This window comes from Salinivibrio sp. HTSP, from assembly GCF_003390965.1.
Classification (GTDB): domain Bacteria; phylum Pseudomonadota; class Gammaproteobacteria; order Enterobacterales; family Vibrionaceae; genus Salinivibrio; species Salinivibrio kushneri.
In genome coordinates this window covers 52,041-77,497 of record NZ_PXUD01000049.1, presented here as the reverse complement: position 1 = coordinate 77,497, position 25,457 = coordinate 52,041, and the positions used below count along the sequence as shown (strand labels likewise).

At 51.5% G+C, this 25,457-nt stretch carries 22 protein-coding genes and 1 tRNA gene; 18 read left to right on the top strand and 5 right to left on the bottom strand.

Going from position 1 to position 25,457, the window contains the following annotated elements:
• The first annotated feature begins 126 nt into the window (after positions 1–126).
• From C7A19_RS10200 to C7A19_RS10155, 10 genes are all read left to right on the top strand, one after another.
• Positions 127–203 (top strand) — tRNA-Arg (locus tag C7A19_RS10200).
• A gap of 336 nt (positions 204–539) precedes the next feature.
• Complete coding sequence (tig, locus tag C7A19_RS10195) at positions 540–1,844, top strand: trigger factor (RefSeq protein WP_069362057.1); 1,305 nt, start codon at positions 540–542, stop codon at positions 1,842–1,844.
• Positions 1,845–2,122: 278 nt separating this feature from the next.
• Positions 2,123–2,746, top strand: coding sequence for an ATP-dependent Clp endopeptidase proteolytic subunit ClpP (clpP, locus tag C7A19_RS10190; RefSeq protein ID WP_046075254.1), 624 nt, complete (start codon positions 2,123–2,125; stop codon positions 2,744–2,746).
• 145 nt (positions 2,747–2,891) lie between these two features.
• Positions 2,892–4,169, top strand: coding sequence for an ATP-dependent protease ATP-binding subunit ClpX (clpX, locus tag C7A19_RS10185; RefSeq protein ID WP_069362055.1), 1,278 nt, complete (start codon positions 2,892–2,894; stop codon positions 4,167–4,169).
• A 138-nt stretch (positions 4,170–4,307) separates the two neighbouring features.
• The gene (gene lon / locus C7A19_RS10180) at positions 4,308–6,680 is read left to right on the top strand and encodes an endopeptidase La (RefSeq protein ID WP_069362054.1); all 2,373 of its coding nucleotides are present in this window, start codon (positions 4,308–4,310) and stop codon (positions 6,678–6,680) included.
• Between the two features lie 188 nt (positions 6,681–6,868).
• Complete coding sequence (locus C7A19_RS10175) at positions 6,869–7,144, top strand: HU family DNA-binding protein (protein WP_046075257.1); 276 nt, start codon at positions 6,869–6,871, stop codon at positions 7,142–7,144.
• 169 nt (positions 7,145–7,313) lie between these two features.
• Positions 7,314–9,194, top strand: coding sequence for a peptidylprolyl isomerase (ppiD, locus tag C7A19_RS10170; protein WP_077521056.1), 1,881 nt, complete (start codon positions 7,314–7,316; stop codon positions 9,192–9,194).
• 161 nt (positions 9,195–9,355) lie between these two features.
• The gene (locus C7A19_RS10165) at positions 9,356–9,658 is read left to right on the top strand and encodes a helix-hairpin-helix domain-containing protein (protein ID WP_102505046.1); all 303 of its coding nucleotides are present in this window, start codon (positions 9,356–9,358) and stop codon (positions 9,656–9,658) included.
• Between the two features lie 106 nt (positions 9,659–9,764).
• Positions 9,765–10,367, top strand: coding sequence for a 5'-deoxynucleotidase (yfbR, locus tag C7A19_RS10160; protein ID WP_069362051.1), 603 nt, complete (start codon positions 9,765–9,767; stop codon positions 10,365–10,367).
• Complete coding sequence (locus tag C7A19_RS10155) at positions 10,354–11,712, top strand: anti-phage deoxyguanosine triphosphatase (RefSeq protein WP_077521059.1); 1,359 nt, start codon at positions 10,354–10,356, stop codon at positions 11,710–11,712. The genes yfbR and C7A19_RS10155 overlap by 14 nt, the downstream gene beginning before the upstream one ends.
• A 65-nt stretch (positions 11,713–11,777) precedes the next feature.
• Here the strand turns inward: C7A19_RS10155 and C7A19_RS10150 are convergent, their stop codons facing one another.
• A complete protein-coding gene (locus C7A19_RS10150; RefSeq protein ID WP_077521062.1) occupies positions 11,778–12,377 on the bottom strand; it encodes a tRNA-uridine aminocarboxypropyltransferase in 600 nt (199 codons plus the stop codon).
• 91 nt (positions 12,378–12,468) lie between these two features.
• The gene (locus C7A19_RS10145; protein WP_069362048.1) at positions 12,469–13,689 is read right to left on the bottom strand and encodes a pyridoxal phosphate-dependent aminotransferase; all 1,221 of its coding nucleotides are present in this window, start codon (positions 13,687–13,689) and stop codon (positions 12,469–12,471) included.
• A gap of 271 nt (positions 13,690–13,960) precedes the next feature.
• On the opposite strand from C7A19_RS10145, the gene C7A19_RS10140 reads away from it, so the two are divergent.
• The 6 genes from C7A19_RS10140 to C7A19_RS10115 are packed head-to-tail and all read left to right on the top strand — an operon-like array spanning position 13,961 to position 21,110.
• The gene (locus C7A19_RS10140; protein ID WP_077521065.1) at positions 13,961–15,259 is read left to right on the top strand and encodes an isochorismate synthase; all 1,299 of its coding nucleotides are present in this window, start codon (positions 13,961–13,963) and stop codon (positions 15,257–15,259) included.
• Positions 15,259–17,022, top strand: coding sequence for a 2-succinyl-5-enolpyruvyl-6-hydroxy-3-cyclohexene-1-carboxylic-acid synthase (gene menD / locus C7A19_RS10135; RefSeq protein WP_077521068.1), 1,764 nt, complete (start codon positions 15,259–15,261; stop codon positions 17,020–17,022). Before C7A19_RS10140 ends, menD begins: the two co-directional genes overlap by 1 nt.
• Entirely contained in the window at positions 17,015–17,794 is a 780-nt protein-coding gene (gene menH / locus C7A19_RS10130; RefSeq protein WP_069362045.1) for a 2-succinyl-6-hydroxy-2,4-cyclohexadiene-1-carboxylate synthase, read from the top strand. The genes menD and menH overlap by 8 nt, the downstream gene beginning before the upstream one ends.
• A gap of 54 nt (positions 17,795–17,848) precedes the next feature.
• Positions 17,849–18,715, top strand: coding sequence for a 1,4-dihydroxy-2-naphthoyl-CoA synthase (menB, locus tag C7A19_RS10125; protein ID WP_069362044.1), 867 nt, complete (start codon positions 17,849–17,851; stop codon positions 18,713–18,715).
• 8 nt (positions 18,716–18,723) lie between these two features.
• Positions 18,724–19,713 (top strand): o-succinylbenzoate synthase, encoded by a 990-nt coding sequence (menC, locus tag C7A19_RS10120; RefSeq protein WP_116644830.1) that lies wholly within the window; start codon positions 18,724–18,726, stop codon positions 19,711–19,713.
• On the top strand, positions 19,695–21,110 hold the full coding sequence (locus C7A19_RS10115; protein ID WP_155522563.1) for an AMP-binding protein: 1,416 nt from the start codon (positions 19,695–19,697) through the stop codon (positions 21,108–21,110). The genes menC and C7A19_RS10115 overlap by 19 nt, the downstream gene beginning before the upstream one ends.
• Here C7A19_RS10115 and C7A19_RS10110 read toward each other — a convergent pair.
• A complete protein-coding gene (locus C7A19_RS10110; protein ID WP_077484747.1) occupies positions 21,107–22,969 on the bottom strand; it encodes an MFS transporter in 1,863 nt (620 codons plus the stop codon). The two genes, C7A19_RS10115 and C7A19_RS10110, sit on opposite strands and share 4 nt — an antisense overlap.
• Before the next feature lie 110 nt (positions 22,970–23,079).
• Positions 23,080–23,475 carry a TM2 domain-containing protein gene (locus C7A19_RS10105; RefSeq protein ID WP_116644828.1) on the bottom strand — a complete coding sequence of 132 codons (396 nt, stop codon included), beginning with the start codon at positions 23,473–23,475 and terminating at the stop codon, positions 23,080–23,082.
• 186 nt (positions 23,476–23,661) lie between these two features.
• Between C7A19_RS10105 and C7A19_RS10100 the strand changes: the two genes are divergently transcribed.
• Positions 23,662–24,525 carry a TIM44-like domain-containing protein gene (locus C7A19_RS10100; RefSeq protein WP_077484751.1) on the top strand — a complete coding sequence of 288 codons (864 nt, stop codon included), beginning with the start codon at positions 23,662–23,664 and terminating at the stop codon, positions 24,523–24,525.
• A gap of 61 nt (positions 24,526–24,586) precedes the next feature.
• Here the strand turns inward: C7A19_RS10100 and C7A19_RS10095 are convergent, their stop codons facing one another.
• Positions 24,587–24,853 carry a YkgJ family cysteine cluster protein gene (locus tag C7A19_RS10095; protein ID WP_077521372.1) on the bottom strand — a complete coding sequence of 89 codons (267 nt, stop codon included), beginning with the start codon at positions 24,851–24,853 and terminating at the stop codon, positions 24,587–24,589.
• A gap of 163 nt (positions 24,854–25,016) precedes the next feature.
• Here C7A19_RS10095 and C7A19_RS10090 point away from each other — a divergent pair, with 163 nt between their 5' ends.
• On the top strand, positions 25,017–25,457 hold the full coding sequence (locus C7A19_RS10090; protein WP_077521079.1) for a YcgN family cysteine cluster protein: 441 nt from the start codon (positions 25,017–25,019) through the stop codon (positions 25,455–25,457).

Sequence of the window (25,457 nt, the reverse complement as noted above, 5' to 3'; positions counted from 1 at the left end):
CCTCCCTGCGTCGCATCAATGGATAACCAGTAAACGATGTGGTTTTGAGCAACCGCGTCAAGATTTTAGGGAAAAGCGTTGACGACGCCTAACGTCGCTTTATAATCCACGCTGCGTAAAGACAGTGCGCCCTTAGCTCAGTTGGATAGAGCAACGGCCTTCTAAGCCGTGGGTCACAGGTTCGAATCCTGTAGGGCGCGCCATTTTACTTTCTCCCCCGTTTCCTCTCCCAATTGCTCTGAAAATAACCAAACGCGCATAAAACCGTAAAAACTGTGATCTTACGCGGTTGAATTGTGAGATATCACCCCAATTTCGATATTGAAACGCCATCGGTCGCCCCTTGTCTCGACTCAGTTGACGGGTGCCGCTATAATAGCGCGTCTTAATTTTCAGTCTCGGATGAGATAGCTCGATACGCCAATCGCGTGTATCCGGATTCGCAGGGGCTATGACGGATTCATAGCTCAGATGATGCCACCAGTAAAACTGGTAAACATCACTCAGTACCCCTGAGTAAATTTGAGGTTAAATTTATAATGCAAGTTACCGTTGAAACCACCGAAGGCCTTAAGCGCCAAATGACCATCACAGTGCCTGCTGCCAACATCGATGATGCAGTCACTAAAGAGCTACGCAATATCGCTAAGAATCGTCGTTTTGATGGTTTCCGTAAAGGTAAAGTTCCATTGAAGATGGTGTCACGCATGTACGGTGACACAGTACGCCAAGACGTGCTGGGCGAAGTGATGCAGCGTCACTTTATTGAAGCGATGATCCAAGAAAAAGTGAACCCAGCAGGGGCGCCAAGCTTTACACCCGTTGAAAACGAAGCGGGTCAAGATTTGGTCTTTAAAGCTGACTTTGAAGTGTACCCAGAAGTGGAGCTGCAAGGTCTAGACGCGATTAGCGTTGAAAAGCCAAAAGCCGAAGTGCAGGAAAGCGATGTGGATGAAATGCTTGATACGCTACGCAAGCAACAGGCAAGCTGGGTAGAAGCAGACGGTGAAGCGAAAGAGAACAGCCGTGTCACCTTAGACTTTGTGGGTACCATCGACGGTGAAGAGTTTGAAGGCGGTAAAGCTGAAGGCTTCCAACTAGAAATGGGCCAAGGTCGTATGATCCCAGGCTTTGAAGACGGCCTAGTGGGTAAAAAAGCCGGTGAAGAATTCACTATCGATGTGAACTTCCCAGACGACTACCACGCTGAGAACCTAAAAGGTAAAGCAGCACAGTTCGCGATTAAACTGCATACAGTGGAAGAACAAGAGCTGCCTGAGCTGACTGAAGAGTTCGTACAGCGCTTTGGCATTGCTGACGGCAGCGTAGAAGGCCTGAAAGCAGAAGTGCGTAAAAACATGGATCGCGAGCTAAAGCAAGCGATCAAAAACAAGGTAAAAGAGCAGGTACTAGACGGCTTGGTTGAACAAAACCAAATCGATGTACCGTCTGCGCTGATTGAGCAAGAAATTGGCACCTTGCGCCAGCAAGCGGCACAGCGCTTTGGTGGCAACATGGACAGCGCGTCTCAGCTACCCCGTGAGCTATTTGAAGAGCAAGCCAAACGCCGTGTGAGCGTTGGCCTGCTGCTTGGTGAAGTGATCAAGTCGGAAGAGCTTGAAGCGGATGATGAGCGCGTTAAAGCACTGATCGAAGAAATGGCATCGGCGTATGAAGATCCATCAGAAGTTGTCGCTTACTATGAGAAAGACGAAAAGCTGATGGAAAACATGCGTAACGTCGCGCTAGAAGAGCAAGCGATTGATGCACTGCTGGCAAAAGCCACTGTCACCGAAGCTGAAGTCGGCTTTAGTGACTTGATGAACGCTTCGCAGCAAGCTTAATCAAGGTTAAAAAACGTTTGTGTCGCATTGACACTGCGTAAATGGATTTGCTTACAATGGCCCTAATGACTTGTCATTTGGGCCATTTTTTCCATCTACTGAGTCGCTATACGGGCCGCTTAGCCGTTGAGAGTGCGAGACGTTTTAGCCACAAAAAATCTTGTTGGATCATTAAGCTGCGTTCATCGATTTAAGATTTTAGTGACCTGTTACAGCGTTTTGTGCTAAACCTTGGTTAAGGCAAGAGTTATAACGAATTCGATTAGGGATATTACGCTATGAGCCAACAACACAATAATGCCATGCCGCCAATTATGGACGCCCTTGTCCCTATGGTGGTGGAACAAACCTCGCGCGGCGAGCGCTCTTACGATATATACTCTCGCCTGCTTAAAGAACGCATCATCTTCCTCACTGGGCAAGTGGAAGATCAAATGGCAAATTTGATTGTGGCGCAGATGCTGTTCTTAGAGTCAGAGAATCCAGAAAAAGACATTTATTTGTACATCAACTCACCAGGTGGCGTGGTCACGGCGGGGATGGCGATTTATGACACCATGCAGTTTATTAAACCAGATGTGAGCACTCTGTGTACTGGCCAAGCCTGCTCAATGGGGTCGTTCCTGTTGGCAGGGGGAGCGAAAGGCAAACGGTATTGCCTACCGAATTCACGGGTGATGATTCACCAGCCGCTAGGAGGCTTCCAAGGCCAGGCGTCTGACATTGAAATTCATGCCCAAGAAATGATCAAAACTAAGCACCGCCTCAACACCTTGTTAGCTGAGCATACAGGCCAGCCGATGGAAGTGATTGAGCGTGACACCGACCGTGATAACTTCATGGCGGCGCAAGAAGCGGTGGACTATGGCTTGGTTGACGCCGTATTAAGTCAACGAGACTAAACCCAACATGCCTTAGGGCGTTGAAATCAAGCAAGCTGCGTGAACAAGTGCAAAGCTTGTCAGTGGTTGGGTCGGAAAAAGTGGCCGATTTGTTGTAAACTCAACATAAGGCAACGACGGGCAAATGCCCCAAAGAGGTTAGCGAATGACAGACAAGCGAAAAGACGGTGGAAGCGGAAAGCTGCTTTACTGCTCATTCTGTGGTAAGAGCCAACACGAAGTTCGTAAGTTAATTGCCGGGCCATCGGTCTACATATGTGATGAGTGTGTTGACCTGTGTAATGACATTATCCGCGAAGAAATCAAAGAAGTGATGCCGAAGCGCGAGGGAGATACCTTGCCCGCGCCGAGTGAAATTCGTGCACACCTTGACGATTATGTCATTGGTCAAGAGCAAGCGAAAAAAGTGCTCTCGGTTGCAGTATACAACCACTACAAACGCTTGCGAAACGGTGACAAAAGCGCAGATGGCGTGGAGCTGGGCAAGAGTAACATCTTGCTGATCGGCCCTACCGGTAGTGGTAAAACACTGCTGGCCGAAACGCTTGCGCGCTTTTTGGATGTGCCATTTACCATGGCAGACGCCACCACATTGACCGAGGCCGGTTATGTGGGTGAAGACGTAGAAAACATTATCCAGAAGCTGTTGCAAAAGTGCGATTACGATGTCGCCAAAGCGGAGCGTGGAATCGTCTATATCGATGAGATTGACAAGGTCTCTCGGAAATCCGACAACCCATCTATTACCCGAGACGTTTCTGGGGAAGGGGTGCAACAGGCACTGCTTAAATTGGTAGAAGGAACAGTCGCCTCGATTCCTCCTCAGGGAGGACGTAAGCATCCACAGCAGGAATTTTTGCAAGTAGACACGTCGAAAATCCTGTTTATCTGTGGCGGTGCGTTTGCGGGCCTCGATAAAGTGGTGGAGCAACGTGTCGACACAGGCTCTGGCATTGGCTTTGGTGCACAGGTCAAAGGTGCCACGGATCGTTCAGCCGACGAGTTCTTTGGCAAAGTTGAACCTGAAGACATGGTGAAATACGGTCTGATCCCTGAATTTATCGGGCGTCTGCCCGTCACCGCGGTGTTGAGAGAGCTCGATGAAGACGCCTTGGTGCAAATTCTACGTGAACCTAAGAACGCACTCACGAAGCAGTATGGTGCCTTGCTTGAGCTAGACGGTGTCGAGCTTGAGTTCCGGGACGACGCACTGCGTGCTATCGCTAAAAAAGCGATGGAGCGTAAAACAGGTGCACGTGGCCTGCGCTCGATTGTCGAAGCTGTGTTGTTGGATACCATGTACGACTTACCGTCAATGAAAGACGTGAGCAAAGTGGTGATTGACGATTCAGTGATCCGAGGTGAATCTGCACCTCTACTGATGTATGAACACACGGATAACCAAGCGGCGGGTGGCGAATAATATCGTTACATAAGGTTATCAGTGATATAGAAAAAGGGAGTGACAACTCCCTTTTTTATTTTCTGACGGTTGAGCCGTTGAAACCTGTCCAACAGACCCCATATACTCATAATCAGATTGAACGGAAGAGAGAAGCATATGAACTTGGAGCGTTCCGAGCGCATTGACATTCCGGTGCTGCCACTTCGGGATGTGGTGGTTTATCCTCACATGGTGATCCCGCTTTTTGTGGGAAGGGAAAAGTCGATACGCTGCCTTGAAGCGGCGATGGACAACGACAAACAGATTCTACTGGTTGCGCAAAAAGATGCCGCCACTGATGATCCAAGTATCTCAGATTTATACACCGTTGGTACGGTGGCAACCATTCTCCAGCTTCTTAAACTTCCAGATGGCACGGTGAAAGTGCTGGTTGAAGGGATGCAGCGTGCGCGCATCGAGCAGTTTAGTGAAGATGATTTCTTCACTGCGCAGGCCGAGTATTTGACCACGCCAAGCTTGGATGAGCGTGAGCAAGAAGTGTTGGTTCGCACGGCGATCAGCCAGTTTGAAGGCTTTATCAAGCTCAACAAGAAGATCCCGCCAGAAGTACTGACATCCTTAAATGGTATTGAAGAGGCGGCGCGTCTCGCTGATACCATTGCTGCCCATATGCCGCTTAAGCTTGAAGACAAGCAAAATGTGTTGGAAATCGTTGATATTTCCGAGCGTCTTGAATACCTGATGACCATGATGGAGTCTGAGATTGACTTGCTTCAGGTTGAGAAGCGCATTCGTGGCCGCGTTAAAAAGCAAATGGAAAAGAGCCAGCGCGAGTACTATCTCAATGAGCAAATGAAAGCCATTCAGAAAGAGCTGGGTGAGCTGGATGATGCGCCGGATGAGTTTGAAGCGCTGAAGCAAAAAATCGAAGAGTCAAAAATGCCGCAGGAGGCACGGGAAAAAACCGAGCAAGAACTGCAAAAGCTGAAAATGATGTCTCCGATGTCAGCGGAAGCGACTGTGGTACGTAGCTATATCGATTGGATGATTAGTGTGCCATGGGCGAAGCGCTCAAAAGTGAAGAAAAACTTAGCCCGGGCGGAAGAAGTATTGAACGCTGATCACTACGGGCTTGAGCGTGTCAAAGACCGCATCTTGGAATACCTCGCGGTACAGAACCGGATGAAGAAGCTGAAAGGCCCGATTCTTTGCTTAGTGGGACCGCCAGGGGTGGGTAAAACCTCGCTAGGGCAGTCTATTGCGCGTGCCACCGGGCGTAAATATACCCGTATGGCCTTGGGTGGCGTGCGTGATGAAGCGGAAATCCGTGGTCATCGCCGGACCTACATCGGCTCATTACCCGGCAAGCTTATCCAGAAGATGTCCAAAGTGGGCGTCCGTAACCCGCTGTTCCTACTCGATGAAATCGATAAAGTATCGTCTGACATGCGCGGCGATCCATCATCAGCGTTACTTGAAGTGCTCGATCCTGAGCAAAACAACGCGTTTAACGACCATTATCTAGAGGTCGACTATGATCTCTCGGATGTGATGTTCGTGGCGACGTCTAACTCGATGAATATCCCCGGCCCGCTGCTGGATCGGATGGAAGTGATCCGGCTTTCAGGTTACACCGAGGATGAGAAGCTCAACATTGCTAAACAGCATTTGATTGACAAGCAAGTGGCGCGCAATGGCTTGAAAGCGCATGAGATCACCATTGAAGACTCGGCAATCATCGGCATTATTCGTTACTACACACGCGAAGCGGGCGTACGTAGCCTTGAGCGAGAGATTTCTAAGCTATGCCGCAAGACGGTAAAAGAAATCCTGCTTAATAGCGAACTTAAGCAAGTGACGGTGACGGATGAGAACTTGCCAGATTACTTAGGCGTCCGCCGCTTTGATTACGGTAAAGCGGATGAGCAAAATCGCGTGGGTCAAGTAACTGGGCTTGCTTGGACTGAAGTGGGTGGCGACTTGCTCACTATCGAGACGGAAGCGATGCCAGGTAAAGGCAAACTGACGCACACAGGCTCGCTGGGCGATGTGATGCAAGAGTCGGTGCAAGCGGCGATGACCGTGGTGCGTAGCCGTGCTGACAAACTGGGTATCAATAGCGACTTTTACGAGAAGCGTGATATTCATGTCCACGTCCCTGAAGGCGCTACCCCGAAAGACGGACCGAGCGCAGGTATCGCGATGTGTACCGCGTTAGTTTCAAGCTTAACCGGCAACTCCGTGCGTTCCGATGTGGCAATGACCGGCGAGATCACCTTACGTGGTGAAGTGCTCCCGATTGGTGGCTTGAAAGAAAAACTATTGGCTGCGCGTCGTGGGGGTATCAAAACCGTTGTCATTCCAAAAGAGAACGAGCGCGATCTGGAGGACATTCCTGCTAACGTCAAAGAGGATTTATCTATCCATCCAGTGCGCTGGATTGATGAGGTTTTAACCATTGCGTTAGAGAATAACCCACTCGGTATTGAGTTGGTTAACGCCGAAAAGAGTGACATGCAGCAAAATTAAGCAACGTAAAACGCTGACAGGCAGTAAAAGGCTTGTCAGCGTTTTTTTTGCTCGCTAACGTTGCTCTGACGCATTGCCTGCATGGGGCGGGCAAGCGCGCTTTCAACGTCTTTCGTCGACAAAGCGTCTGTTATTGAACACCGCAACATTGATAGGTTTGCGGAGATGTAATCTAAGGGGATGAAAAAGTGAATAAGTCGGAACTGATTGATCATATTGCAGAAGGTGCGGATATTTCTAAGGCCTCAGCAAACCGTGCATTGGATGCCTTCGTCGAGGCGGTGTCTGACACATTGAAGTCAGGCGACCAAGTCGCGCTAGTGGGCTTTGGCACCTTCTCTGTACGCGAACGTGCCGCACGCAAGGGCCGTAACCCGCAGACTGGCGCTGAAATTGATATCGCAGCGGCCAAAGTACCTGGCTTTAAAGCGGGTAAAGCGTTAAAAGACGCCGTTAACGAGTAATAATCACGTGACTCGCTGCCGAATTATTCGCGTTTGACGGGGCGTTGGAGCTGCAAAGCCACTAACAACCGCGTATAATTCTGCACACAAGAGCGTAAAGGCGCATCACATGATGCGCCTTTTTAGTTGAAAACCAACCAGCCCAAACCAGTTGGAGTACCGGCCAGTTATGATGGAACGTATACGCGAAGGCACCAATAGTCTTGCGGTGAAGATCATTTTAAGCCTTATTATCTTTTCCTTTGCTTTTGCCGGTGTCGGCAGCTATCTGGCAGGCGGTTCCAACCCGCCCGCTGCAACCGTCGGCGATAAAGAAATCAGCCGTGCAGAGCTCGATCGAGCTTATCAAAACGAACGTGCTCGTATGCAGCAACAGGCGGGAGAGCAGTTTAATCAACTGCTGGGTAACCCAGAGTATGTGAAGCGTTTTCGTCAAAACATCTTAGATCGAATGATCAATGACTTGCTGTTAGAGCAGGCAGCCAGCGACCTTGGCCTGCGTGTGAGTGATGCACAAGTCAAAGCCGCGATCCGTGCGATGCCACAGTTCCGTCAAGGCGGGCAGTTTAATAACGACCGCTACCAGGCCGCTCTGCGGCAAACGGGCATGAGTGCCGATGAGTTTGCCAATTACATGCGTACGGATTTAATGCGTCAGCAACTGGTAAATGGCTTACAAAGTTCGGGGTTTGTGTTACCGAGTGAGCTGGAAAGCCTGTATCGCCTAGAAGCACAGAGTCGGCAAGTGCGCACCATCACGCTCCCGGTGGATGATTTTGCGGAGCAGGTAACGCTCACGGACGATGAGCTAGAAGCATACTATCAATCTCACCGAGACGATTATATCCAGCCTCGCATGGTCAAAGTCGCTTATGTAGAGCTAACGGGAGAGGGGCTGGCTAATGAGGTTCAGATCTCGGATGACGCAATCGCGACCTATTACCAAGAGAACCAGTCTCAGTATGGCTCACAAGAACGTCGTAAAGTCAGCCACATCCTAATTGAAGGAACAGGTGATGAGGCCAAAGCCAAAGCCCAGCAAGCGTTAGAGCGTCTGAATCAAGGCGACGCATTTGCCGCGCTGGCAAAGGAAGTGTCTGATGACACCTTCAGTGCTGAGCAGGGTGGGTCACTGGATTGGATTGAACCTGGTGTGATGGATCCGGCGTTCGAGAAAGCGGCGTATGCGTTGTCAGAGAAAGGCGATATCTCTGGGCTGGTTCAATCTGACTTTGGTTATCATATTATCCGTTTAGATGATATTGATCCGGCGGATGTCACTCCGCTTGCAGAGGTAAAAGACGATATTCGTAGCGAATTGCAACAAGCGCGTGCGGCGGATCGTTTCTACGCGCAGTCTACCACACTGGCGGAAGTCGCGTTTGAAGAAGCGAACGGTTTGGAGCCTGCGGCTGACGCGGTGAATGGCAAGGTGCAGTATACTGATTACTTTGCGTTAGACGCGGCGACTGGCTTGATGGCTCGCCCTCAAATCCAGCAAGCGCTTGACAGCTATGATGTTCGTGAAAACGGGCTCAACTCAGAGTTGATTGAATTGTCTGGTGAGCATGCCATTGTCGTGCGTCTTGATGATGTGAAGCCGGAAAAGCAGCTCAGCTTTGCTGACGTGAAAGAGCAAGTTCGCGAAACGCTTGCTGCCGAGAAAGGGCAAGAGCAGGCGAAAGAAACGGCTGGAGACTTGATTGCCCAGCTCGAAGAAAGCGGTGAGTTAACGGAAAGCGATTACACCTTTAGCGCACCGATGACACTTAACCGTGTGTCGCAACAACAAGCCGTCGCGGAACTGGCGTTTTCTCTGCCACAGCCTGAATCAGAGACGGCGAGTTATGGCGTCACACAAAACCGCCAAGGTGACGTCGTGGTTGTCGCACTGGACAAGGTGGTGACCCCTGAGGTGCCGGCTATCAGCCCGCAAAGTCAAATGGCGGCGCGTGTTCAACGCGCGATGAGTAATACGTCATTGTCTGCGACCTTACAAGCATTGCGTGAAGACGTCGATGTGACTTACGCGGAGTCAGATGCACAATAAGTGAGACGGCGACGAGAGAGTGAGATCTCTCGCATCCCATTCGCTTAAGCAATAGAAACGGCGCTAGGATTTTGTCCTGCGTCGTTTTTCTTTTATCACTGACATGCAAATAGGCGTGCGCGGACTTAGGGTAAGGTTGACATTTTTACAAGGAGTCAACCATGAAACACCTTTTATCCTGTCTGTTCTTTGCCCTTGCGTTGGTGACGGCGCCGGTGAGTTGGAGTGCTGATGAAAACGCCGCTCAAGCGACTGAGCAAGTTGAGCGTCTTTCCGTTAACATCAATACGGCGAGTGAGCAGCAGTTATCAGATCAACTCAAGGGGATTGGTCCGGCGAAGGCTAAGGCCATTATTGAGTATCGCCAAGCCCACGGTGAATTTAGCTCGCCAGACGCACTGATGGAGGTCAAAGGCATTGGTCCCTCAACATTGGATAAAAACCGAGACCTCATAAAGGTGTAACCATACTCGCGCAAAGTGGTGTTTGCCGCTTTGCGCGAATAATACTTGTGTCTGCTGGCTTGAATGCACACAATGACAGCGATGTGTAGCATGGTAGCAGGATGCGATGACTCAAAAACAAAGCCACTTTTTTGCCCACCTTGCGCGAATGAAGCTGATTTATCGTTGGCCTCTGATGCGCAATGTTTCCGCCGAAAATATCTCTGAACATAGCTTACAAGTTGCCTTTGTGGCGCATGCGCTAGCGTTAATCAATAACAAACGCTTTAATGGCCACTATCAACCCGAGCGTGTTGCGGTATTGGCGATGTTCCATGATTGCAGCGAAGTGATCACCGGTGACTTGCCTACCCCAGTCAAGTACTTCAACCCTTCGATTGCGGGGGAGTATAAAAAAATAGAGAAAATGGCTGAGAAAAAGCTTATCGCGATGTTGCCGCCTGAGTTGCAAGAGGAATATAGCGGGCTGATAGACTCAGATCACATTGCGCCGGATGATTACCAGCTGGTTAAACAAGCCGACACCTTATGTGCGTATTTAAAGTGCCTAGAAGAAATTGCTGCGGGGAACCATGAGTTTGAGCAAGCGAAGAAGCGGCTGGAAGCCTCGTTAGAAAAAAGGCGCTCCCCGGCGAGCGATTACTTTATGGCTACCTTTGTGGATAGTTTTACACTCTCGTTGGATGAGATCAGTGATGATGGATTTTGACCTGTCTGACGCCTGGCAAACTCGCCAGATGGCGAATGAGAAAAAAAAGCGCCGTCATGATAAGCGCACGGCGTACCAACGCGATCGTGCGCGGATTCTGCACTCAGCGGCCTTTCGACGCTTGCAAGCTAAAACCCAGGTGCTCGGTGCCGAGCACAGCGACTTTTATCGGACTCGGTTAACCCATTCACTTGAGGTCTCGCAAATTGGTACCGGTATTGTCGCGCAGCTCAAAGAGAAACAACCCGCATTTCGCCCTCTGCTGCCATCGACGGGTTTGATGGAAAGCCTCTGTTTGGCGCACGATATCGGCCATCCGCCTTATGGTCATGGCGGTGAAATCGCACTGAATTACATGATGCGCGATGACGGTGGTTTTGAGGGCAATGCGCAAACTTTTCGCATTGTTACGCTGCTTGAGCCCTATACACAAGCTCACGGGATGAACTTGGCGCGTCGCACCTTACTGGGAGTGATGAAGTACCCAGCGTTGATCAGTGCCGCTCACAATGGCAATCAGCCTGCTCCGGTTAATGACTTTCGCCATCTTAAAGCGCGGGAGTGGCAACCTGCTAAGGGCATTTATGATGATGATAAAGCGCGGCGAGATTGGGTGCTTGCGCCGCTTAATGAAGCGGATCGCGCGTTATTTTTAACGTTTCGTGATCACACGGCCGCCGACCAACACCGCAAAACACGCTATAAATCTCTCGATTGCTCTATTATGGAGCTGGCCGATGACATCGCTTATGGCGTCCATGACTTGGAAGATGCCATCGTGATGGGCTTGGTGACCCGAGAGCAATGGCAAGAGGCGGTCGCCAGTCATTTGGCAGAATGCGGTGACCCTTGGCTAGAGGCCAACATTGGCGAGTTGAGCGAGCAAATGTTTGGCCCACCGTACGAGCGTAAAGATGCCATTGGTGCCTTGGTGAATACCTTATTGACCTCGGTGGAAGTGGCGCCGAGCAATCAAGATGGCACCCACAGTTTCACCTCGCCGCTATTGGCGTGGAATGCCTATTTGACTGAGGTCATGGCCGGTGTTTTGGAGGTGCTAAAGCGCTTTGTCAGTGAGTTTGTGGTTAAACAGCCAGAGCTTCAGGTGGTGGAGTACAAAGGCCAGCAGTTGGTGATGGAGCTGTTTGATGCCTTTGCGTCTGATCCCGAGCGTTTGTTGCCAACCGACTATCGACGCGATTGGCTGGCCGCCAGAGAGCGGGGAGAGTCAGGGATGCGGGTGATTGCTGATTACCTGTCGTCGATGACTGATAGCTTTGCGCAAAAGCTTCACAGCACCATGTTCACTGCCGCCAGCAATGGCCCGCTATACGCGATTCGTTAGCCATGGGCAGAGCGAAAAGGTTGATGGTTTAGCCCCACGTGCAAGACAACAAGCACCTTGCGTGCTCAGTCGCGGCGTTTATTCGCATTGGGTAGAAAAGCGAGTTGGCGTGCAATCATGGTGTCGAAGCTATCGAGCAAAGGCTGGTAGCGTTTGGCATTATCCTCCAACTGACTCAGCGCTATGTAGCTGGCCTCGAGCGTGGAAAGCGCCCCTGGCTTTCGACTTTTACGAATCTGATAGTGGCTGGGCATCTTTGCGGCAATACTGACACTCGGAAGTGCCTGTAAATTGGTCGACAACTGATACATTTTATAGGCTTTCTTCCAGGTCCCATCCAGTAGAATAATCCCTTGTTTGGCACTCGCCCCTTCGGCCATCATCTCACTGAGTGGCAGTGCGTTTTCACCGGGGTAGAGCACGACATAATTGATGTCTGGATCCGCCAACAACCCATTCAGTTGGGGATGCTGGCTAAAATCTTCTCCGACTAAGGTAACGCAATGTTGTAGCGAAAGGCTCAGTAGGCAGGCACTATTCTTTGGGTGCGAGACTTCATCAGGGTGCTGAAGCAGGATCACGGGATTGGGGTTATCAATCTTGGTAATGGCATCGCAAATGCAAATGGCGTGGGCTTTATGGCAGCGAGAGCAGTATCGAGACATACGAATCAGGGCGCTATAAATGGAATATGGCGATCAATAACATAACGCAAGCCGTGTCGCACGTACTTGCGTTATCAATGGCTTCGCGTGATCAGGCTTTTTGGCTGTACCCGCTCAGAAAGCGTTCAAAGCGACTGATCGCCATCTCCAAGTCATCCACACGGGGGAGAGTTACAAGCCGGAAATGATCGGGTTGATGCCAATTAAACCCCGTACCATGCACCATAAGCACTTTCTCTTGGAGTAAAAAGTCGAGCATCAACTTTTCATCGTTATGGATGTTATACCGCTTGGTGTCGATTTTCGGGAAGAGATAGAGCGCACCTTTCGGCTTTTTACAGCTCACCCCAGGAATTTGGTTGATAAGCTCGTAGGCTTTGTCGCGCTGCTCCAGCAATCGACCGCCGGGTAAGATAAGCTCATTAATGCTCTGGTATCCCCCCAACGCGGTTTGAATCGCATGTTGCATGGGCACATTGGCACAAAGCCGCATTGATGCCAGCATTTCAAGGCCTTCTATGTAACCGCGTGCGTGTTGTTTGGGGCCGGTTACCAGCATCCAACCAGCGCGAAAGCCGCAAACCCGGTACGCTTTGGATAAACCGTTGAAGGTCAGGCACAGTACATCCGGCGCCAAGGTGGCGATGGAGTAATGTTGCGCGCCATCATAGAGAATTTTATCGTAGATTTCGTCGGCAAAAATGATCAGGTTATGCTGGCGCGCGATCTCCACCACTTGCAATAAAAAGTCGCGGCTATAGACCGCCCCTGTCGGATTATTGGGATTAATCAGGACAATCCCCCGGGTGTTGGGCGTGATTTTACGTTTGATATCCTCTAAGTCTGGATACCAGTCCGACTCCTCATCGCAAAGGTAATGGACAGGCTTGCCCCCTGATAAAGACGCTGCTGCCGTCCATAGTGGATAGTCGGGTGAGGGCACCAGTAACTCGTCGCCATTGTTAAGCAGCGCTTGCATGGCCATCACGATAAGCTCGGAGGCGCCGTTGCCCAAATAGACGTCTTCCACGTCTAAGTCCATCAAGCCGCGTTTTTGGTAGTGCTGTACCACCGCTTTACGGGCGGAATAGAGCCCTTTTGAATCGCAATATCCTTGCGAGGTCGGAAGATTGCGGATCACATCCACCAAGATTTCATCAGGGGCATCAAAGCCAAACGGAGCGGGGTTACCGATATTCAGCTTAAGAATGCGGTGTCCCTCTTCTTCGAGGCGTTTCGCTTCTTTCATGACTGGACCGCGAATGTCGTAGCAGACATCATCCAGCTTGGCGGACATTCCAATGGTTTGCATTAACGTTCCTGTAAATAAAGAGGTGAAAATTGTTATTAGGCTTTTTTGATAACTTACACTATTTGTTTGCCAATTCGAAAGACTTAGGCGGATAAAGTTTTACTGCCACCAATGGAACAAAAAAATCGACCAAGTTTGACAGATAACTGATCTAGCGCATATTTGTAAAAGACGCTCACAGGTAGACTGACAAGCAAGAATAACGTGCTACATAAAAAGAGTACGGATTGACTTGCAAAGAGCACTGCCGCTTAGGCGGTTGGAGGATGTCGTGACTACCTTGATTCAAGCGGCTAATCATTTACAAAGCCAAGTAGCGATCAGTCAAGCGCCTGTTCAACTGACCATGGCGTTTACTTGGCCAGGTGATTTATCGCCCGTTGCTTGGTTGGATGCACAGCCTGTTTACCCGAAAACCTACTGGCAATCACGCGATGGTCGTGAAGAGGTATTGGTACTGGGCGCTGGCCGCCAGTTTTCTCAGTTGTCAGCGGCTCAAGCCAGTCTGTTGCCTGACCAGCGCATTTGGGGCTGTGTGGCCTTTGATGATGCGCCCGGTTATGGGGATTTTTTCTTACCGGTGGTGGAGCTAATTAGGCGCGATCAACAGTGGCATCTGAGCGTTAACCTCACTGAAGCGTGCGACAGTCAAGCTTTATTGAATCAGATCATTTGGCAAGGCCGTCCTTTGGCGGCACAGCATGCCGTCGTCCGTGAGGAAACACATACGCCCAGCCGCGCTCAATGGTGTCAATCTGTCCGTTGTGCGTTGACACACATGGAGCAGACCGCACTACAAAAAGTGGTGCTGGCGCGTCAAACGCGTCTCTCGCTCAATGCACCGATCAGTGCCGGCCAGCTGTTACAGCATAGCCAACAGCACAATGTCGAGAGTTTTCACTTCCTTTTTGCAACCGGCCCTGATGACGCTTTTGTTGGCTCAACCCCAGAGCGGCTATACCGCCGCCGCGATTGTCGTGTGACCACAGAAGCGGTGGCAGGGACAGTTCGTCGTGGCGCAAGCTTTAGTGAAGATCACCATCTTGGCGAGTGGCTATTAAGTGATACGAAAAACGTGCACGAGAATCAGCTGGTGGTGGACGATATTTTCGCCGGACTACGCCGTCATGCCTTAACCATCACGGTTGACCCTGAGCCGCATCTGATTGTGCTTCGCCATCTTCAGCATTTACGTCGTCGTATCAGCGCCATCATCGGGCCTGGTGTTGATGATGCTGTGTTGCTCAGTGCCTTACAGCCCACCGCCGCGGTGGCCGGGTTGCCGCGTGAAAACGCGCGCACCTTTTTAGCCGAGCAAGGCATCGCACGTGGCCGTTATAGCGGTGCAGTCGGTTATCTGTCTCAGCGTGAAAGCCAGTTTTGTGTGGCGATACGCAGTGCCCAAGTGACCGAGAATACCGTGGACTTATATGCCGGCGCCGGGATTGTCCCTGGGTCGGATCCGGACGCTGAGTGGGAGGAGTTGGACAATAAGCTCACGACTCTCCGTCAGTGTTTGCCTGCTTGCACGATGCCGGAAAAAGACGCCATCAGACTCGGAGCCTGCTAATGTCGCTTTCTCTCACACACACTTGGGCAGAGGTGATGATAGAAGAGCTATCGCGCCTAGGCGTTAGGCATATTTGCATCGCGCCCGGTTCACGTTCCACACCCTTGACGTTGGCCGCGGTGAAACAAAGTCAACACCCCCAACGTCCGGTGACGATCCACCGTCATTTTGATGAGCGCGGGCTGGGTTACCTTGCCCTTGGCTTGGCAAAGAGTGCCCGTGAGCCTGTCGCGGTGATTGTGACCTCAGGCACCGCGGTGGCAAACTTGTTGCCTGCCGTGGTGGAAAGTGGCTTAACCGGTGAACCGTTAGTGATTCTTTCTGCTGACCGCCCATTTGAATTAATCGATTGTGGCGCCAACCAAGCGATTACCCAATCAGGCCTGTTTTCGTCCCATGTGACCGCGGAATTGGCGCTTCCGGCACCGACCGCTGAGATCCCTTTGCCGGCACTACTCACCAGAGTGGATCAGCTACTTGCACGTCAGGCTGAGCAAGGGGGGAGCGTCCATATTAACTGTCCGTTTCGTGAGCCTTTTTATGGCGAACGCGATGAAACAGAGGAGAAAAAGCTTCGCGAGTCTGTTGCCCACTGGTGGCAAAGCGGCCAGCGTTATACCCGCCACCATCAAGCTCGCTGTTCTGCGATGCCTGAATGGCCGCCTTGGTGGACGCCAGCTGATGGAGGACCACGAACGGTAATTGTACTTGGTGCCGTGCCAGAGGGGCTGTCCGAGGCCGTGGAGCGGTTAGCGAGTGCGCTTCATGCCATTATCTTGGCCGATCCGCAGTCAGGGGTGGCGAGCAGCGCGCCAGGCTACGATCTCTGGCTTAACCACCCCGATCTTTTCCAGCAATTGAACCAAGCCCAATGGGTGATTCAGCTCGGTGGGCGGTTGGTGTCTAAACGCCTGGGCCAATGGCTGGCGCAAACGCAAGCTCACTACTGGCTGATCAGCGAACACACGCAAGCGCTTGATCCTAACCATCAGTCTTTAGAGCAATTTGTTGTGCCGCCCCCTCATTGGTCGTTTTGGCTCCAGGCGTTGGCAGAGTCAGTGACTAACACTGACTCGGCACCTGGAGAGGGTATTGATAGCGTCAAGACATGGCAGCAGACGTTGATACGAGAAGCCAAGCATCAGATGCAGCAGGCTGCCACAACCTTGTCCCACACGGTATTATCGGAACATAGCGTGTTTCAACAGCTCCCCGCTTTACTTCCCAAGTGGGCAGATATTTTTATCGGTAATAGCCTAGCGATCCGCTTAGCCGATATATGGTCTGATCTTTCCGGCCATCGGGTGTTTGCTAATCGCGGCGCGTCTGGCATTGATGGTTTACTGGCCTGTGCCGCTGGGGTGCAGCGATACCGCGCTCAACCTATGTTAGTGGTGTTGGGTGATACTAGTGCCCTTTACGATCTTAATAGTTTTGCATTATGGCGAGAGACATCCGCGCCAGCCGCCATCCTTATCTTGAATAACAATGGCGGTGGTATTTTTGATGCGCTGCCGGTTGATCAAACCCTGTGTGATACCTACTACCGGATGCCACATGACCTCGGGTTTGAACATATCGCGGCGCAATTCTCTTTGGGTTTCCATCAACCCGCGACCCCAGCTGATCTCGTGGTAAGCATGAATCAGGCGCTCACTACCCCTGGTGCTGATGTGATTGAGGTGGTGACGCCAGCCGGAGAAGCCGGGCAGGTGCTTAGCGAGTGCTTAGCTGCCATGGCCGCAAGGGGGACATATGCTTAGTTACCAGCAAGGCGGCGATCGGCATGGAAAGAAAGTGGTGTTTCTCCATGGGTTTTTAGGTAGCGGAGCAGACTGGCGCACGGTGACCGATAAAATGCACCATTGTCATTGGCTGTGTATCGATCTGCCCGGTCATGGTGGCAGCTTGAGCTGTCAAGCCGTTGACTTTACCACGACTGTTTCAGCAATACGGCAAACGTGCCATCAGGTATGGGGGCACCAAAGAGCATGCTTGGTGGGATACTCGCTCGGCGCGCGTCTTGCTATGCATCTTGTCTGCACTCAACCTAGTCTCTGGCACGCAGTCTTCTTGGAAGCGGGTCATCCTGGGTTGACGGACAGCCACCAACGGCGCAAGCGGCTGGTACAGGATAGCCAGTGGGCGGAACGCTTCGCGCATCAAGCCATCGATGGGGTATTGGCTGAATGGTATCGACAACCGGTTTTTCATTCACTGACCGATGGGCAGCGGGCCGACCTTATCGCGGCGCGTCGTGATAATCATGGCCCTGCTGTGGCGAAAATGCTGATGGCGACCTCCTTGGGTCGCCAGGCGAATTTACGCGCGGGGTTGGGTGAAGCCTTTCGACAAGGCGTCGTCATTGACTACCTTTGTGGAGAGCACGACAACAAATTTACCTCACTTGCACACTCACTATGGCAACACACAGGGATCCCCGCCACGCCGATAGAAGGTGCGGGGCACAACAGCCATGTTGAAAACCCAGATAGGTTTGTGCAGGTACTGACGCAAAGTCACGCACTCGCTTGACTTTTTATCTTTATGACGGGCCTTGTCCCAAGCAACCGAGAAAAGGGAGACACTATGGCTGTCACGCCAGGGATCACCGAACAAGAGCTTTACGCGCCGATTGAGTGGGTACCCACCGAGCATACGTTTAGCGATATCCTGTACCATAAATCTGCCGACGGCATCGCTCGGATCACGATTAACCGCCCGCAGGTGCGCAATGCATTCCGGCCGCAAACGGTAAAAGAAATGATGCAAGCCTTGGCTGATGCGCGCTATGACAGCCGAGTGGGCGTGATTATTCTCACCGGGTTGGGAGAGAAGGCGTTTTGCTCTGGCGGCGATCAGTCCGTGCGGGGTGACTACGGCGGTTATCAAGATGATGAAGGCACGCATCATTTGAATGTGTTGGACTTTCAGCGTCAGATCCGCACCTGTCCTAAACCCGTCATCGCCGCTGTTGCAGGCTATGCCGTCGGCGGTGGCCATGTGCTGCATATGATGTGCGATCTAACCATCGCCGCTGATAACGCCCAATTTGGCCAAACAGGTCCCAAGGTCGGCAGCTTTGACGGCGGCTGGGGAGCCTCTTATATGGCGCGGATTGTGGGCCAGAAAAAAGCCCGTGAAATCTGGTTCTTGTGCCGTTTCTACAATGCGCAAGAAGCCGTAGACATGGGATTAGTGAACACAGTCGTGCCACTGGATGAGCTTGAGCGAGAGACAGTGCGTTGGTGCCGGGAAGTGCTCCAACACAGTCCCATGGCGCTGCGCTGCTTAAAAGCGGCGTTGAATGCAGACTGCGATGGGCAGGCGGGGCTGCAAGAACTCGCCGGTAACGCCACCATGATGTTTTACATGACCGATGAAGGGCAAGAAGGGCGCAATGCCTTTAATGAAAAACGCCGCCCTGAATTTGATCGTTTCCCACGTAATCCATAGAGGTCACTATGAGACAGGCACGGATCTATCACTACACCTTGCCAGTCAATGCCGGTTTATTTGTCCGTGATCAGCCGTTAACGGAGCGAGAGGGCTTGGTGGTTGAATTAAGCGAGGGGGCACAACGTGGCTGGGGAGAAATTGCGCCATTACCCGGCTTTAGCCAAGAAACCTTCGCCGAGGCACGTCATGCGTTAATTGCTGCCACCGCGGTTTGGTGTGATCATCGTAATATTGCCATGCCACAACTGCCGCCTTCGGTGGCATGGGGATTAAGCATTGCGCAAGCCGAGTTAGATAAATATTTGCCCACTCAGTCAGGGTTTCGTCATGTGCCTGTGTGCACAGGGGATCCGGATGCGCTGTTAATGACGCTGGGACAACAACCGGCGGGTCAGCCTTATGAGGCAAAAATCAAAGTGGGGGACTATGAGGTCGCCCGCGATCGGTTAATGATCGCGACCTTGTTAGAGGCATTACCGGACTTGAGGTTGCGTCTTGATGCGAATCGTCGCTGGCAGCCCGAGCAACTTGCCAGTTTTTGGAATGGCCTGAGTGAAGCACACCAAGCGCGAATTAACTGGATTGAAGAGCCTTGCCCCGATCCTCACCAGTCGCTCGTCCAAGCGCAGGCCTTAGGCTTTCCTTTGGCGTGGGACGAAAGCTTAACAGAGAGTCGCGACAGTGCGTTGCTTGAACACGATTTGGCATCTGCCTGGGTGATTAAGCCCAGCTTGCTCGGCGATCTGGCCACCATTGAACAATGGGTGAGCCGAGCGCACGCGCAAGGGAAAACAGCGGTGATTAGCTCGGCATTGGAGACCAGTTTGGGCTTAACCCAATTATCTCGGTTGGCAAATTGGTTAACCCCGGGTACTGTGCCAGGACTCGATACATTGGGGATTTATCAGCATCAACTCGATCGCACCTGGCCAGGGGCATCGCAGCCCTTGATCCCACTCCACGATCAACCACTCGTGTGGATAAACACCTTGTGAGTGAGGGCATGTTTGGGTTTGATACGTGGCCATGGCGGCAGTGGGCGGCCATGGCACCGAACGCGAAAGCGATTGATGGCGATACGCCACTCACATGGGGTGAACTCGCCGCTCTCGTGGATGGCCAGCAAGCGCGACTGGGTGAGGCGCCCATTGTGGTACTCGACAGCGCATTGTCGCAAAGGGCGCTGATCGTGGGGATGCTCGCGGCATGGCAGGCAGGAAAAAAAACGCTAGTATTGAATCAAGCTTTAAGTGACGAGGTGCAAGCCACAGTGCTGAGTCAACTTGGTGTCTATCAATTTTTGCCTGACCGCTCGCGTGAACCGGATGTCAATGTGCTGCCAACGATGAGCCATTGGCAACCCGATCAGCCTTTGACGTTAACTTTAACCTCGGGGTCAACCGGTACGCCTAAGGTGATTGCTCACGCGGCTCATCAGCACCTCGCCAGTGCTGCCGGTTTAACCCAAATGCTGCCTTTTTTGGGCTTGGCGGATAAGACGACCTCTCTAGAAAACCGCGTCGATTGTTGGCTCTTATCGTTGCCACTATTTCATATCTCCGGCTTAGCCATTGTATGGCGTTGGTTATATAAAGGCGCACAGCTGGCTATCTATCCATGTCGTGGGGAAAGCATGGCATCGGCGCTCACACATGTTAGCCACGCCTCGTTAGTGCCCACGCAGCTCTATCGCGTGTTGCCCTCACTGAGACAATGCCCAGATACTTCCACCTTATCTCACGTGTTGCTCGGTGGCGCTGCGATTTCCAGTGCACTGACGGAGCAGGCAGAACAACAAGGGGTAAGCTGTTGGTGTGGGTATGGGATGACGGAAACGGCATCGACGGTCACCTTAAAGCGAGCCGATGGACAGGATGACGTGGGCACTATATTGCCTTATCGCGATCTGATGGTGGCGGATGACGGTGAGGTCATCCATCGCGGGGAGACGTTAGCTTTAGGGGTTTGGCAAGCGGGTGCCCTGCATCAAATTGATGCTTCTACAGGACTGGCTTCGCGTGATGTAGCCAGCTGGTGTACGGATGTTCAGCCGCCGACACTGCGCATCATCGGGCGGAAGGATAATCAATTTATCTGCGGTGGGGAGAACGTTCAGCCCGAGGTGATTGAGGCACATTTGCAACAGTGTGCCGAGATCCGTCAGGCCATGGTCGTTCCGATTGACGATCGCGAATTCGGGGCGCGCCCGTTGGCGATTATCCAGAGTCGGGGCCACCTCAACGCCCAGCAGCTGGCTGACTATTGTCGGCGCTTGCCCGCTTATCAACGCCCAGTCGCGTTTCTACCTTGGCCATCTTTGTCGCCCGAGGCGGGGATTAAGCCGTCTCGAGCGCTATTAACCCAATGGGCGCAACGCCAAGCGATTGACTAAGGCCGATCGGCGCGTAGACGAATGACTTCATTGCGCATATGCTCTGAAGTCGCCTGCTCAGGCTCAACCGCTGGACCGGCGACGACCGTGACTTTAGACCAAAAACGCTTGGGCAGTTTTAACATGGCTTTTCCGCCATGACGGCTAAAGTAGCTGCCCCACAGGCCTTGTAACGCCATCGGCACCACAGGCACCGGCGAGCGTTGCAAAATCATATCCATCCCGCGGCGGAATTGGTCGATTTCGCCGTCATAGCTGAGATGCCCTTCCGGGAAAATCAGTACCACTTCGCCATTATCAAGCGCCTTTTGAATCTCGTTCATGGCGGCTCGGATCGTGCGGCTGCGGTGGCTAATGGGGATCACTTTTGACGTTCGGAAAAACCAATGCAGCACCGGTAATTGATACAAATCTTCAAACATCACAAAACGGATAGGACGGTGACACGCGCCGGCTAACAAGAGCGCATCCATATAGCTGACATGGTTACAAATCAGTAAGGCACCGCCTTTTTCAGGAATATGGTGCAAGTCTTGGTGTTTTACCCGATACAAGGTATGGGTGACCATCCAGGTAAAAAAGCGCAAGGCGAAAATGGGGACCAGCTTGCTGACATAGATAGCCACCAAGAAGTTGAGCACCGCCAAGACCAAGAAGAATTCCGCGATAGATAACTCCACCACCACCAAGAGGGTGATACCGAGTATCGCACTGCCCACCATAAATAAGGCATTGAAAATATTGTTGGCGGCAATCACACGCGCACGTGCGGCTTTATCGGCGCGTTGTTGCATCAGACTATACAGCGGCACAATAAAAACCCCGCCACACACGCCAATCATCAATAGGTCGATAAATACCCAGGTCAGAGCGGGATCAGTGATAAAAGCAAGCAGGCTGGTGTGGAGCGTTGGATCGGCTGGCGTGGCAAAAAACAAATGTAAGCCAAAGCCGGTTAATCCTAAACTGCCCAAGGGGACAATGCCGGGCTCGATACGATGACCAGAAAGCTTATCGCACAGCAATGCGCCCACAGCGATGCCAACAGAAAACAAGGTGAGCAGAAACGACACGCCGATTTCACCGCCACCGATCGAGGCGGTGAATTTGGGAAACTGGGTTAAATAGCTGGCACCTAGAAACCAAAACCAGCTGATCCCGAGAATCGCTTGCAAGGTGACCTTGTCTTTACGCGCGAAACGCAGCGTTTGTCGCATTAAAGCAACCGGCCGGTAACGTAAATTGAGCCCAGGATTTCCGGCAGGCGCAGGTGGGATGGCATGGGCAGACATGACGCCAAGCAATGCAAAACTTAATACGGCTATCCCTGAGATCAGGTTAGAGTCAGGGTGATGGGCAATAAAGCCCGCCAGCAAGGTACCGAGCAGAATCGATAAGAAGGTGCCGGTTTCCACCAAGGCATTGCCTGAAACAAGCTCTTTGTCATTGAGCGTTTGTGGCAGTAATGCGTATTTCACCGGGCCAAAAAAAGCCGATTGGGTGCCCATCAAAAACAGTAATCCGAGTAACACATTCCAAGCGTGGAAATACAGCGCGACAGCGGCACTCGACATGATCACCACTTCCAACCATTTCACCCGCCGCATGATCAGCGCTTTGTCGTATTTGTCCGCAAGCTCGCCCGCAAAGGCAGAAAATAGGAAAAAAGGCAGAATAAACAGGCCAGCAGCGGCGTTGATAAACAGCGTAGCATCCATCGGCAGTTGATCGGCCGAGGCGAACGCGACCATGATCACCAACACATTCTTATAGACGTTATCGTTAAACGCGCCTAATGCCTGGGTAATAAAATAAGGCAAAAAACGTCGCTCGCGTAAAAGCTGAAACTGTTGGCTCATTTAGGCAGATCCATTTCGCGTTGCAGTAAGCGACTTATACTAGCAGCGAGCGAGGTGTGCGCAACCTTGAATACGTTGCGCATCATTTAGTGAGTTGAAAAAAAGGCAGACTAAGAGAATTTTTGCATGTTTTTAATCGACACTTGCTCATTGAGTGTCCAAAAATCATACAGCACACCAATTAAGAAAAAGCCACCGGTAAATAGGTAAATAAAGCCAGTGATCCATTTACCCATGTACATACGGTGAATGCCAAACACACCCAGAAAGGTCAGTAATAGCCAGGTAATGGTAAAATCCGTAGGGCCACTGCGAAAACGGAGATCGGCTTCATTGTCCATGGCGGGAATCAAGAATAAATCCACAATCCAGCCGACAAAGAACAGGCCTAGGGTGAAAAACCAGAGGGTGCCAGTTACCGGTTTACCATAGTAAAATCGATGGGATCCGAGAAAACCAAAGATCCAGAGTAAGTAACCAACAAATTTACTGTGGGTATCATTCATGGCTTGGTCCTATTGCAGTGAAAGAATACTAATGGCTTGGAGTCCCAGTGCGGCAAATGGTTCCTACTGACGACAAAACAGGGGTGTCTAGATGACGTTTGGTAACAATTATTCCCACTTTGCCAATTGACTTCATCACCAGAGACTCTAGCATGATAGCGGTCTAAAACCACAGATGATGCGATAATGAAAAAATTATTCTCTGTTGCCGCCTTGATGTTTGTCTTTGTTGTGACAGCGCCCTACGCAGAAGCGAAACGCTTCGGCGGTGGTAAGTCTTTTGGTAAGAGCTTTAAAACCGCGCCTGCGCCAAAAAATAACACCACTAATACTAATACCCTTAAACAGAACACCTCGAAAACCAGTAAAAAAGGACTCGCGGGGGGGCTACTCGGCGGTTTGCTCGCCGGTGGTTTACTGGCCGCTTTCTTCGGCGGTGCCTTTGAAGGTATCCAATTTATGGACATCTTGATTTTGGGTGTCATTGCTTACTTTGCGATGAAGTTTCTCCGCGGGCTGACCCAAGCCAAAGCGGGCGCACAAGCGCAAGGGCCAGCGTACGCGGGGCAAAATAAAGGCTATTACCATGAGCAGCCTCATGCGTTTAGACAAGAGGCTCCGACAGCTGCTGGTGGATCTTCGAGTGGGTTTGGTGCCACAAACAATGATGTACCATTTAACTTCCCGCCTCAGTTCGATATGCAAAGTTTCTTGAGCGGTGCCCGTGAGCACTATCGGATTTTGCAAGGTGCGTGGAACCATAATGAGTTGGATAAAATCCAAGAATATGTGACGCCTGAGCTTTATAACGATCTGGCTGCCGAGCGTGCACGATTGGGGAGTGAACAACATACTGAAGTCATGTATGTGGATGCCGAGATTGTTCGCGCCGATTATGACAGCCGCATGGCACAATTGAGCTTAAAATTCACCGGCCGTTATTGTGATCGCGTGGAGGGGGTCGAAGAAGATATTACCGATATCTGGCACCTAGAGCGTGACCTACGCCAGCCCAATGCGCCTTGGCTAATTGTGGGCATTCAAAGCTAACAAGCTCGCGGTGATAATACGCTGATAGATATAGCGCTGGCTGAGACAAGCCAGCGTTTTTTTATGTCGCCGCTTCCAGATAAATCAGGTTGTCGAGCGCTTGCTGGTATGAGTTGCCACATACCTCGGGATCCGCATCGAATGCGGCACACACCTCGGGGCGGGCCTCAGAGCCAAACAGCCTGCAGAGGTTGCGATCATCTAGCTGCACACAACGAGTGTGAGCGGGCTTACCGTTTGGCATACCAGGGATCGGTGACGAAATGCTAGGAGCGATACAGCACGCGCCACAGCCAAGGCGGCACGAAAATGGCGATGCAGTGGGCATAATCATGGCCTCCGTCAAGGTGCAAAGTCGGGCACTCTATCACTCACTTTTGCACTATCCAAGCCATACAAAGGCTTGCTTGCACTTTAGGCCGATGATGGTTATAACAAGCGCGCAATGTCGTTGCCGTGAATAGACGGCAATAAAAAAGAGATGAAGCATCATGAGCACGCCTTTTTGGCAACAAAAAACCTTGGCACAAATGAGTGATGAGGAGTGGGAATCACTCTGTGACGGCTGTGGCCGCTGCTGCCTACACAAATTAATTGATGAAGAGACCGATGAGCTTTACTACACCAATGTGGCGTGTAGTTTGCTCGATGATCAAACCTGCTCGTGCAAAGATTACCCCAACCGCTTTTCGTATGAAGAGTCATGCCTGAAGCTCACCCGCGATAAAATTGATGAGTTTTATTGGTTGCCGGAAACCTGCGCCTATCGCTTGCTGGCCGAAAATCAACCCTTGCCCGAGTGGCATCCTTTGATCACAGGATCAAAAGCGGCGATGCACAAAGCGGGGATCTCGGTCAAAGACAGCGTGGTGTACGAAATTGATGTGATTGATTGGGAAGATCATATCCAGTTAACTCAACAACCGCGATAA